At 38.0% G+C, this 12,040-nt stretch carries 10 protein-coding genes; 8 read left to right on the top strand and 2 right to left on the bottom strand.

The features are described from left to right. Positions 1 to 162: 162 nt before the first annotated feature. Positions 163 to 1,104 carry a cyclase family protein gene (locus tag QUE46_RS02060; RefSeq protein ID WP_286246018.1) on the bottom strand — a complete coding sequence of 314 codons (942 nt, stop codon included), beginning with the start codon at positions 1,102 to 1,104 and terminating at the stop codon, positions 163 to 165. Positions 1,105 to 1,445: 341 nt separating this feature from the next. Between QUE46_RS02060 and QUE46_RS02065 the strand changes: the two genes are divergently transcribed. Together QUE46_RS02065 and QUE46_RS02070 are read left to right on the top strand one after the other, a co-directional pair. Continuing rightward, positions 1,446 to 2,552 carry an L-dopachrome tautomerase-related protein gene (locus QUE46_RS02065; protein ID WP_286246019.1) on the top strand — a complete coding sequence of 369 codons (1,107 nt, stop codon included), beginning with the start codon at positions 1,446 to 1,448 and terminating at the stop codon, positions 2,550 to 2,552. A gap of 117 nt (positions 2,553 to 2,669) precedes the next feature. Beyond that, the gene (locus QUE46_RS02070; RefSeq protein WP_286246020.1) at positions 2,670 to 3,839 is read left to right on the top strand and encodes a DcaP family trimeric outer membrane transporter; all 1,170 of its coding nucleotides are present in this window, start codon (positions 2,670 to 2,672) and stop codon (positions 3,837 to 3,839) included. Between the two features lie 30 nt (positions 3,840 to 3,869). Here QUE46_RS02070 and QUE46_RS02075 read toward each other — a convergent pair whose 3' ends face one another. Next, positions 3,870 to 4,757 (bottom strand): LysR family transcriptional regulator, encoded by an 888-nt coding sequence (locus tag QUE46_RS02075; RefSeq protein ID WP_126007423.1) that lies wholly within the window; start codon positions 4,755 to 4,757, stop codon positions 3,870 to 3,872. 312 nt (positions 4,758 to 5,069) lie between these two features. Here QUE46_RS02075 and QUE46_RS02080 point away from each other — a divergent pair, with 312 nt between their 5' ends. The 6 genes from QUE46_RS02080 to iscR all read left to right on the top strand — a co-directional run bounded on the left by QUE46_RS02080 (position 5,070) and on the right by iscR (position 12,031). Further along, positions 5,070 to 6,299 carry a TniQ family protein gene (locus tag QUE46_RS02080; RefSeq protein WP_286246021.1) on the top strand — a complete coding sequence of 410 codons (1,230 nt, stop codon included), beginning with the start codon at positions 5,070 to 5,072 and terminating at the stop codon, positions 6,297 to 6,299. Positions 6,300 to 6,303: 4 nt separating this feature from the next. Next, positions 6,304 to 8,391, top strand: a complete 2,088-nt coding sequence (locus QUE46_RS02085; protein WP_286246022.1) for a type I-F CRISPR-associated protein Csy2 — start codon at positions 6,304 to 6,306, stop codon at positions 8,389 to 8,391. 14 nt (positions 8,392 to 8,405) lie between these two features. After that, on the top strand, positions 8,406 to 9,458 hold the full coding sequence (gene csy3, locus QUE46_RS02090; RefSeq protein ID WP_182752323.1) for a type I-F CRISPR-associated protein Csy3: 1,053 nt from the start codon (positions 8,406 to 8,408) through the stop codon (positions 9,456 to 9,458). Positions 9,459 to 9,460: 2 nt separating this feature from the next. Continuing rightward, entirely contained in the window at positions 9,461 to 10,072 is a 612-nt protein-coding gene (gene cas6f / locus QUE46_RS02095) for a type I-F CRISPR-associated endoribonuclease Cas6/Csy4 (RefSeq protein WP_029772129.1), read from the top strand. 518 nt (positions 10,073 to 10,590) lie between these two features. Then, positions 10,591 to 11,319, top strand: a complete 729-nt coding sequence (gene trmJ, locus QUE46_RS02100) for a tRNA (cytosine(32)/uridine(32)-2'-O)-methyltransferase TrmJ (protein WP_138541307.1) — start codon at positions 10,591 to 10,593, stop codon at positions 11,317 to 11,319. 220 nt (positions 11,320 to 11,539) lie between these two features. Beyond that, positions 11,540 to 12,031, top strand: coding sequence for a Fe-S cluster assembly transcriptional regulator IscR (iscR, locus tag QUE46_RS02105; protein WP_004585770.1), 492 nt, complete (start codon positions 11,540 to 11,542; stop codon positions 12,029 to 12,031). The last annotated feature ends 9 nt before the right edge of the window (positions 12,032 to 12,040 follow it).

The following is a 12,040-nucleotide window of genomic DNA, read 5'->3' on the forward strand; positions in this document are numbered from 1 at the left end:
GCCCAGTAGTGGGTTTAATAGAACAGTTATAACGGCAATTTTACGCGGATTCATAGTATGAGATATTGGCTAGTATAAAAGGGGAAGGGAAGCCACAAAAAAGCGGCAAACAAGATGTGGTTGCATCTCGTTTACCGTTAAATAACTATGTCTAAATGGGGTTTACAAAATAGCGACAGGGTTAATTTGCACCTGAGTAGAGCCTTCGTATAGAGGGTGGCCAAGTACAAACATAAATTCCCATGCTTGATCTTTTGCTAGGTCGTCACACAAAATGTTTTCAAGCACGTGTACGCCGTAATTTGTGGCCATCATTTGGTTTACAGGAAATGAAAGACTAGGGTCTTCATGCGGAACGGCTTCAGATGACCAGTTATCGGCACCTACTGCAATAACGCCTTTTTCGGCAAGGTACTTACCACCTTCAACACCAATACCTGGGCCGCCCGCAAGGTAACGTTCGTTATCTTTACCCATTAAGTCAGACCAACCGGTACAAAATAAAACAACATCGCCTTTTTGAATATCTACGCCTTGTTGTTTGGCTACTGCGTCAATTTCTTTTTTATTAAAGGTGGTGCCTTCGCTCACTATATCTTGGTTAAAATAAGGACGCATATCTAATAATACACCACGAGAAACCATTGGTGGGACTTTCTCTAGACCGAGTTTTTTAACACCTGTTACAGTCATAAAATCAGATACTTTATGGCCGTTATAATGAACGTTGTCGCGACCATAGTGCGCAAGGCCATTAATTTGAGAGCCTACACCAGTCCAGCCAATAATTTGGTCATCGACATAAGTAAATTTATTTGTACCAAATGTTTTAGGTTCAGGCTGCGACGTATGAACTTCAAAGTAACGGTGACGAAACGCTGGAGTATCTTTATTTACCGCCATGCCTAAAGCATACACTTTACCTTGCTTTATCAATTTTGATGCCGTTAATACTGAGCTTGGAGTAATGTAATTCATTGCGCCAATTTCATCATCAGCCCCCCACTTTGAAGTAGGTACTTGATCGGCCGCGTTAACACCAGCAGAAAGTGTAAGTACTGCACTTAGAGCAGTGGCTATTTTCAATTTTTTATGTGCTTTCATATTGCTATTACCTTGTATTTAATTTTAGAGGTGCAAAGCATATTTGCTATGACGTGGCCTACTATATTTAAAACAACGTGAATAATTGATAGTTGAAAGCACAAAACTCTTTTTCACTTTTTGCAATTAACGAGCAATTAAAATAATAGTGAATACAACTAATTAAAGCTTGTGCAATCACTATAAATAAGAATTAGTTTAATTTTATTATTTCATTTTTAACAAAATAGATTTAACAACAATAGCGTTTTTAACATTTAGAAACCCTTACATAATCTCCTTGCTTTAAAAAAAAGGGCTCACTATAGAGCTTTCTAAATAATTAATTTAGGAGATATACAATGAAAATAAAAAAACACGTACTTGCTATTGCTGCAATCGTTTCAGCCTCACTCAGCTCAGCATCTGTAATGGCAGCTGATTTAGAGTTAGTTGCTAAATTTGAAGACGCTCGCCCGGGTAACCCAACACTTACTGTAGATGGCAAATTAATAGTAACTATGTCTGCACTGGTGAACCCAGATATACATGTGCGAGAAGTGCTGGCTGATGGCTCAACCAGACCCTACCCAAATTTAGAATGGGCCGGAAAAGCGGGCGAGCATGGTAAAGGCATCGCATCTACTATAGGTATAAAAGCCGATACAAATGGTATTTTGTGGGTGCTAGATATGGGCAACAAGCAACATACACCAAAATTAATCGGTTGGGACACGTATGCTAATAAGCTACATCGTTCTATTGTTTTTCCAAGTGGTGTAGTAGATAAACACTCGTTTATTCAAGATATTGCTATAGATACTAAACGTAATCGTGCTTATTTGGCCGATATGACACTTGATAAAAAAACAGGCACTACACCAGCTCCCGCTATTTTAGTAGTGGACCTAGAAACAGGTGAAGTGCGTCGCACATTAGAAAACCATGAGTCTTTCCAGTCAGATGGTAAACCTATTTTTGTAGAGGGCAGAATTGTTGCTCATTCAGATAGTAAAGGTGACGCTGTTTATCATCAATACGGCTTAAACCCTATCGCTATCGACCCTCAACAAGAGTGGGTATATTTTGGCCCAATGGGTGGCACCACTATTCACCGTATTCCGGCAGATGCCTTGGCTGATGACTCACTAAACTACGAACAACTCAGTGGCTTTATTGAGTTTTATAGAAACAAGCCACGTACAGACGGCTTTACTGTTGATGCGCATGGTGATGTTTACGTCACTGACGTTGAAAATAGCGCTATTGGTGTTGTAAAAGAAGATGGCTATCACGTGGTGGTACAAGATGAAAAGCTTTCGTGGCCTGATGGTGTTGCCTTAAGCCAAGATGGTTGGCTATATGTGGTAGCTAACCAGCTTCATAATTTACCTGGCTTAAACCAAGGGAAAGACGCGAGTAAGCCTCCGTTTACTATTTACAAAATCAATGTAAATGACGTTGAGTAAATACGCTTAAACCGTCGATTAATCAATTCACCCCTTTTATTAATTATCAGCGCTTAACCTAAGCGCTGTCCTTATTAACGACAAAGTCACTTAATAAGTCTCTTTGTCGCGGTATTTATGAACTATTTAAAAATCAAACCAACACTGTTAGCTACACTTACTGCATTAGTTACATCAAATGCTTATGCGTCATCACTTAACCAAACAGACATTACGATTGGTGGTTACATAAAAGCAGATTTAATGCTTAGTCATTATAGTAATGGCGCGCCAGATACTAATTCGATTTCTAGGCAATCTTATATTCCGGGGACCATTTCAGGTGATTCAAACAATGGTAAAAATGTTTTAGATTTTCATGCCAGAGAAAGTCGTTTCAATATCGCAGCGCAAAATGATATTGATGGCGTAAAAGTCAGCGGCTTTATAGAGCTCGATTTTATGACGCACTTTGATGGAAGTGAAAGAATTGACAATGGTTACTCTCCACGGCTGAGGCTCGCTTATTTAAATTATGATAAATGGACCATAGGGCAAAATTGGTCAACGTTCCAAAATCCATCAGTTTTGCCTGATAATTTAGATTTTTCTAGCGCAGCAGATGGTTCGCCATTTATACGCCAAGGGCAAATACGTTATACCAATGGTAAGTTTCAAGTGTCATTAGAAAACCCTGAAAGCACGTTTACAAGTGTAGAGACTGAATCAAGAGTAACATCGGGCTCTGGCTGGTTACCTGATGTTGTATTGAGATACAATTTTCTTAATGAAAATAATGCTCAACTTAACCTATCATCCGTTTTTAGAAGAGTTTCTTTGGACTCTAAAGTTAACCAAGACAAAATTAAAGCAGATGAATTCGGTTATGGGGTGAGTTTGGCCGGTAAGTTACCCATAGGCAATATGGATGACTTTCGATTTACTATTACAGCGGGTGAAGGGCTAGGTCGCTACGCAGCATTAAATTACATTAATGCGGCGACATTAAACGCAGAAGGGGATACCAAACGCATTAGAACGGTGTCTGGTTTTATGGCTTATAGGCATTTTTGGAATGAAAAACTACGCTCTAGTTTAACTTTATCGGGTATTACGGCAGATAATCCAACGGTGATTTCTAATAAAGCGATTAATAAATCAAGCTATTCTGGTTATGTAAATTTACTTTATTCACCGACTGCAAATACAACCTTTGGCGTGGAGTTAATGCATGCAAACAATAAACAAGAAAATGGTACTGATGTAGAGCTGACTCGATTAATGTTTTCGGCTAAATACAGTTTTTAATAGTAAAATGGGGCAAAGCCCCATTTTTTTTCATAGGCTTATTTTTGTAGAGAAAAAATCAATAAAAGCGCTGATTCTGGATGAGAGAACTGAGTTTTTATTATAAACAGCATGTACATCTTCTCGGGGGTTAGGGCTTAAAATAGAATTAGGCAGTATTTCAACTAAAACTTGTTTTTCAATATCTTTTTTAACCATAAAATCTGACAACACTGCTATACCATTTCCATTTATACACAATTGCCTGATTGCTTCTCCACTACTGGCAGTAATAGATGGTTTTAAACTAATAGTATCTTTTAAGAACCAGTTATTCAGTTTTGGGGAATCTGCAAAGCCTATAATTTGGTGTTCTTTTAAATCATCAATACAAGTAGGGGCCCCTTTTTTGTTCAAGTAGCGAGGGCTTGCAACAATACGAAGTTTACTTAGTCCGAGCTTTTTAGCGTACAGGTTAGAATCACTGAGTTTCCCTATTCTGATTGCTATGTCTGTCTTTTTTTCGATGAGGTCAACAATACTTTCATTAGATAATAGCTCGAGTGTAATACCAGGGTAAGCTAGTTGAAAATCTTCTATATACGGAATAAGCTGGTGATATAAAAATGGGCTTGCGGCATCGACCCTCAACTTACCTGCGGGGTTACTTTGTAAGTTATTAAGAGCTTCTTCCCCTCTACTAATTATATCCAACCCTTCTGTTACATATTCTAAAAACAGCTGTCCTTCTTCAGTTAGGTCAATTCGACGAGTACTTCGATTAAATAAAGTTACTTTCAAATCACATTCTAACCTTGTAATGGCACGTGAAACTTTTGCAACTTGCGTGTCTAACTGATTGGCTGCACTTGTAAAGCTACCTGTATTGGCAATAGTGATAAATGTTTCAAGATCTTCGTTTTTTGATTTTATAAGCATAATTAACATACAAAAATGTAAACTTTCCGCTAGTTTAGTTTACTAATTCATTAATAAATAGTGGTTATTGTTGTTGTTTTTACAAAACAGTTTTGCGATTTTTGATAATCTCAATCTCAATCTCAATCTCAATCTCAATCTCAATCTCAATCTCAATCTCAATCTCAATCTCAATCTCAATTTTAATTATTAATACTCATTTTAAAGCAATAAGCTATATGGATTTCTTTGGTGTTTATAGCAATATTGTTTGCAAGTTTAATCAAAAGAATCTAACTTAAAGCTTAGTATTTCTAAGTTTTAAGGTGTTGGATGGCTTTTCTATTTTCTCCCAAGGCTCGGGCATTTTCTGAGGAGTCGTTGGAAAGTTACTTATTACGGGTCGTGTCAGAGAATTTTTTTGACTCGTATGAAGGGTTAAGTTTAGCTATTCGCGAAGAACTACATGAGCTTGATTTTGAGGCGCATGGTGCATTCCCAGTAGATTTAAAAAGGCTCAACGTTTACCACGCCAAGCACAATAGCCACTTTAGAATGCGGGCTTTAGGGCTACTTGAAACACTACTCGATTTACCTCGATACGAGCTACAAAAACTGGCTTTGCTAAAGTCAGATTTTAAATTTAACTCCTCAGCTGCCTTATACAAAAATGGCGTAGATATTCCCCAGAAATTTATTCGTTACCACGCTGAAGGTGCTGTTGATTCGATTCCGGTATGCCCACAATGTCTTGCAGAAGAAGCTTACATAAAACAAAGCTGGCACATAAAGTGGGTAAATGCGTGCACTAAACATCAGTGTGCTTTGCTACATAACTGCCCAGAATGCTGCGCTCCAATTAACTATATCGAGAATGAGTCAATTACTCATTGTTCATGCGATTTTGAACTTTCTTGCGCTCGTACATCGCCTGCAAATATATTAAGTATTGAGCATTTAAATAGATTGCTGGATAAAAGTGAGCGCAATGATAGCAACCCGCTATTTAATAACTCCACGCTCACAGAACGCTTTGCTGCGCTCCTTTGGTATCAGGAGCGGTATTCTCAAACAAATAACTTTTGTTTAGACGAGGTTGTAGGTTACTTTGATAAATGGCCCACAGTTTTTTACAAAGAGCTTGAAGAATTAAGTAAAAATGCAGAAATGAAGCTAATAGATTTGTTTAATAAGACTGAGTTTAAGTTTATTTTTGGTGATGCTATTTTGGCTTGCCCGAGTACTCAAAATCAGAGGGAATCTCACCTTATTTATAGGGCTCTATTAGATTATTTAGTTACTTTGGTTGAGAGTAATCCTAAAACTAAAAAGCCCAACGCAGCAGACTTATTAGTAAGTGTATTGGAGGCTGCAACTTTGTTAGGCACCTCAGTAGAGCAGGTATATAGGCTGTACCAAGATGGTATTTTGCAAACGGCATTTCGTCATAAAATGAATCAACGGATCAACCCTTATAAGGGCGTGTTTTTTTTAAGGCATGTTATAGAGTACAAAACCAGTTTTGGAAATGACAAAGCTAGAATGTATTTGTCGGCATGGTGAGTATATGCATTTAAAAGAACTGCTAGAGATTACAGACACCACTGAGCGAGATAGATTATTACGTCGTGCTTTTAGCCCTTATACGGCAATGATTGATATAACAGGCAGCGAAGCCGTTGCTCTGATTATTTTGTTAAACCTGACTTATCGAAAAAACCAAGTTGATGACTTGCTGGATAAAAAGCTAGCAAAACAGGCTTTAAAAAGTGAAGAGCATATTAATAAATGTATTAAGGAAATAGCGTGGTTTCATACTCATAATTTAAAGTACCCTGACATTAGAGTCAGTAAGCAAAATTTAGCCGTAGAGCCTCCAACATTGCACTCTTATGTTTTGAGTAGTGCTAACTATCCTAAAACCTATGGCTGGTCACATGACTCAGCTAAAGTTAATTTTGCTAAATTATTTGTTAGTTACTTTAAATGGCAAGATGAAGATTATTGTTTGGCGCAAGTGTTGGCTATAAACTCTGATAACTGGAAATACGCATTTACCTCTCTTGGGTTATCCGTTAAGGCATTTAAAAGCTTATGTGTAACTATTAAAACATCATTGCCTGAAGAGGCCATTCCCGACTCTGTTGACCGCTACTCTCGCCAAGTAAGAATGCCTTATCATGATGGTTATGTGGCTGTTACGCCTGTTATCAGCCATGTAGTTCAATCAAAAATTCAGCAGGTGGCAATTGATAAGCGAGCTCGATTTAGCAGTGTAGAGTTTACGCGTCCTGCTGCTGTCAGTATGTTAGCTGCTTCCTTAGGTGGGGTTGTTAATGTGCTTAATTACCCTCCTAAGATACGAAGTAAATATCATGGTTTAAGTAACTCACGAGCATTTAAATTAAACAATGGGCAAACAGTATTTAACGTTGGAGCACTATTAAAGCCGGAATTAATTAAAGCTTTAGAAGGTATTATATTTAGTAATGATGCGCTGGCTCTTAAACAGCGTAGACAACAAAAAGTAAAAAACATTAAAGAGCTGAGAAACACGCTTTTAGAATGGTTTTTACCTGTATTTGAATGGCGCTTGGATGTTATTGAAAATGGAAGTGACTTAGAACAACTTGAGAGTGCTTCAGACCAACTAGAGTATAAAATACTATTGCTACCCGACAATGAACTCCCTTCGCTAACTATTCCTTTATTTAGGTTACTAAATGAAATGCTTGGCGGTGTGAGCATGACACAAAGGTATGCTTTTCATCCTAAATTAATGAGCCCTTTAAAAGCAGCTTTACAATGGTTGCTTGTTAATCTTACAGATCAAAAACATGTACTGATTGAAGAAGATGCTGAACATTATCGCTATCTTCATTTAAGCGGTATACGTGTGTTTGATGCGCAAGCGTTATCGAACCCTTACTGCTCAGGTATTCCATCTTTAACCGCTGTTTGGGGGATGCTTCATAGCTACCAAAGAAAGCTTAATGAAGCGCTTGGGATAAATGTACGGTTCACATCTTTTTCTTGGTTTATTAGAGATTATTCTGCTGTAGCAGGAAAAAAGCTGCCTGAACTTAGCCTTCAAGGCGCTCAGCAAAGTAGGCTTAAGCGGCCGGGAATTATCGATGGCAAATACTGTGATTTGGTATTTGATTTAATAATACACATTGATGGTTATGAAGATGACTTACAGGCAGTAGATAGTAAGCCTGACATTTTGAAAGCGCATTTTCCATCTAACTTTGCAGGTGGTGTTATGCATCAACCTGAGCTTAATTCAAATATAAATTGGTGCTGTTTGTATAGTAGTGAAAATCAGTTATTTGAAAAGTTAAGGCGACTCCCTTTATCTGGTTGTTGGGTTATGCCAACTGAGCACAAAATACAGGATTTAGATGAGCTACTCTTACTATTAAATAGTGACTCTAAACTAAGCCCATCCATGATGGGATATATGTTACTTACTGAACCGATGGCTAGAGTAGGAGCGCTTGAAAAACTACATTGTTATGCTGAACCAGCAATAGGAGTGGTGAAATACGAAACGGCCATTAGTGTTAGGTTAAAAGGTATTAGTAACTATTTTAATAGCGCTTTTTGGGTGCTAGATGCACAAGAAAAGTTTATGCTAATGAAAAAAGTTTGACCGTAAGGTGCTCAATGGAACTATGTAATATATTAAAATATGATCGCTCGCTTTACCCTAGTAAAGCTGTGTTTTTTTATAAAACGGCTGACTCTGATTTTGTTCCTTTAGAGGCTGACGTAAATAAGATCAGAGGCCCAAAATCTGGTTTTACTGAAGCATTCACTCCGCAGTTTTCACCAAAAAACATCTCACCTCAGGACTTAACACATAATAATATATTAACTCTAGAAGAGTGTTATGTACCTCCAAATGTGGAGCATATATTTTGTCGGTTTTCTTTGAGAGTACAGGCTAACTCGTTGGTCCCTTCAGGCTGTAGTGATCCAGAGGTTTTTTCTTTATTAAAAGAGTTGGCAGAAACATTTAAAGAATGCGGTGGTTATAAAGAGCTAGCAGTAAGATATTGTCGAAATATTTTGATAGGTACATGGCTTTGGCGTAATCAAAACACCGGCAACACTCAAATTGAAATTAAAACCAGCAAAGGGAGTTGTTATTTAATCGATAACACTCGTAAGTTAGCTTGGGAAAGCAAATGGGCTTCTGATGATCTAAAAGTATTGGAAGAGCTTAGTAATGAAATTGAGAGCGCATTAACTGATCCCAATGTGTTTTGGAGTGCTGATATAACCGCGAAAATAGAAGCCTCATTTTGCCAAGAGATTTACCCAAGCCAAATCCTTAACGACAAGGTTAAGCAAGGAGAGGCCTCAAAACAGTTTGTAAAAGCTAAGTGTGCAGATGGCCGTTACGCTGTAAGTTTTAATTCAGTAAAAATAGGAGCAGCCCTTCAGTCAATAGATGATTGGTGGGATGAGGATGCAAGTAAAAGATTACGAGTGCATGAGTTTGGGGCTGATAAAGAAATAGGGATTGCCCGACGTCCTCCTGATTCTGAACAGAATTTTTATTCTATTTTCAAAAATACGGAATGGTATTTGTCAGCCCTTAAAAATTGCATTACTAATAAAAATGAAAAAATAGACCCAGCTATTTATTACTTATTCTCTGTATTGATTAAGGGCGGAATGTTCCAGAAAAAAGCAGAGGCTAAAAAGGCGTAATTATGCAAAGGTATTACTTCACAGTCCACTTTTTACCAAAACAAGCTAATCTAGCGCTGCTTACTGGCCGTTGTATTTCTATTATGCATGGGTTTATTTTGAAGCATAATATTGAAGGAATGGGGGTTACGTTTCCTGCATGGTCGGACTCATCAATTGGTAATGAAATTGCTTTTGTTTACACGGACAAGGAGATTTTAAATACCCTTAAAGATCAGGCATATTTTGTGGACATGCAAGATTGTGGCTTTTTTAAAGTAAGCCAAGTTTTAGCTGTACCTGACAGCTGCGAAGAAGTACGTTTTATACGTAATCAGGCGGTAGCAAAAATTTTCACAGGTGAAAGTAGAAGAAGATTAAAGCGCCTGCAAAAAAGAGCGTTAGCAAGAGGTGAAGATTTTAATCCTAAAAAGATCGAAGCTCCCCGAGAGATTGATATTTTCCATAGAGTGGCTATGACTAGTAAGAGCTCACAAGAGGATTATATTCTGCATATTCAAAAGCAAGATGTCGACTGCCAAGCTGAGCCATACTTTAGTAATTATGGGCTTGCCTCAAATGAAAAGTTTAAAGGCACGGTTCCTGATTTATCACCCTCAATAGATAGAAATTAACCTTTATTTATAACGTTATCATAAGTCATTGATACTAAAACTCTCTGAGTAAGCATATAAAAATATGGGTAAAATTGAATTTGCTTTTTAATTATATGAATTATATAAATAAGCTTAGCTATTTTATGGTGACCTGCCGTATAGGCAGCTGAGAATATCTTTATTATCTAAAAAATGACTGTCTGGTTGTGACCTGCCGTATAGGCAGCTGAAGATAAAAACAATCGATTCGATGTTTAAGTTAATGTAATTCTGCCGAAAAGGCAGTGAGTAGTAATTGAAAAAAACCAGTCTTATATCCGGGCTGGTTTTTTTGTTTTTGGCGTTATAACTTTATTTCACTATGTCATTGTATGGTTGTATTTTATGTCAGTGAATGGTTGCAGGTTATTTGTAAGTTATTGTTATGTCTATCCAGCATATGTCACGCTTTGCTTGCAGCGACAAGGATCTAGGATCTTAGCGCGCTTTTATGTTAGAATTCGCGCAATTTTTTGGCATAGTTAAGTAGCATAGCAATGATCTTAGATGATATTCGCATCGTTTTAGTAAATACCTCACACTCTGGCAACATTGGTTCGGCGGCTCGCGCCATGAAAACCATGGGTTTATCAAAACTGTATTTAGTGGACCCAGCTTGTGAAGTAGACAGCCATGCAAGTGCCTTAGCAGCTGGTGCAACTGACGTGTTAGGGAATGCGGTTATTGTTGACACTGTGGCAGATGCCATTGCCGATTGTGCATTAACAATTGGTACTAGTGCGCGCTCGCGCACCCTTTCTTGGCCTATGGTTGAGCCACGTGAATGTGGTGAAAAGCTAGTTGCTGAGGCAGTAAATGGCCCAGTAGCGCTCGTATTTGGACGTGAAAATAGCGGATTGACTAACGAAGAGCTACAACTGTGTAACTACCATGTTTGCATTCCTGCAAATCCTGAATATAGCTCGCTTAATTTAGCGATGGCCGTGCAAACGTTAAGCTACGAAACGCGTATGGCGTTTTTAAATCAACAACCAAAGGCAGAGCAAGCAGACGATGAAACTGCTTACCCAAGCTCAAAACAAACAGAGTTATTTTACGAGCATTTAGAGCAGACGCTTGATAACACTGGTTTTATTATTAAGCAGCATCCAGGTTTAGTGATGACTAAGTTACGTCGTTTGTTTAACCGAGCGCGCCCAGAAGAGGCAGAGCTAAACATACTGCGCGGTATTCTTACCTCAATTAATAAATCTATTCCTAAGTAAGGTATAGCGATTGGTTATAAAAACCTGCGGGTAAATAACGAGCTAATACTTGACTAAAACACTCAGGTAATTACAATACACCTAATACTTGACCAAAAAGGTCAAGTATTAAAAATTTGTTAATAGAACAGCGTTCTTTAATCAAATTTTTATCAAGTGATAATACTTGACTATTTTACTCTGGTAATTAAAATTTGCACTCTTTTGTGCGGGGGGCGTTATGAAGTTAACATCAAAAGGCAGATATGCCGTAACAGCTATGCTGGATGTTGCACTACATGCGAGTGTAGGTCCTGTAGCCCTTGCTGATATTTCACAAAGACAAGAAATTTCTTTGTCTTACCTTGAGCAATTGTTTGCCCGTTTACGTAAAAATGGCTTAGTAAGCTCGGTTCGTGGTCCTGGTGGTGGTTATTTACTAGGTCGAGAAGCCGCAGTTATCTCTGTTGGCGATGTAATTAGCGCCGTAGACGAATCGGTAGATGCAACACGTTGCCAAGGAGCCGATACCGGGTGTCAAAGTGGTATGCGTTGTTTAACTCACAATTTATGGTCTGATTTAAGCGCACGCATCGAAGAGTTTTTAAATAATATTACCTTAGCTGAATTGGTGGAAAAATCAGATGTGAAAGAAATCGCATCTCGCCAAGATAACAGCATCAATAATGCAATTAAGCAGTTGGAAAACATTCAAGTAAGCTGTCAACTATAAAGTTGACCT

This window comes from Pseudoalteromonas sp. MM1, from assembly GCF_030296835.1.
Classification (GTDB): Bacteria; Pseudomonadota; Gammaproteobacteria; order Enterobacterales; family Alteromonadaceae; genus Pseudoalteromonas.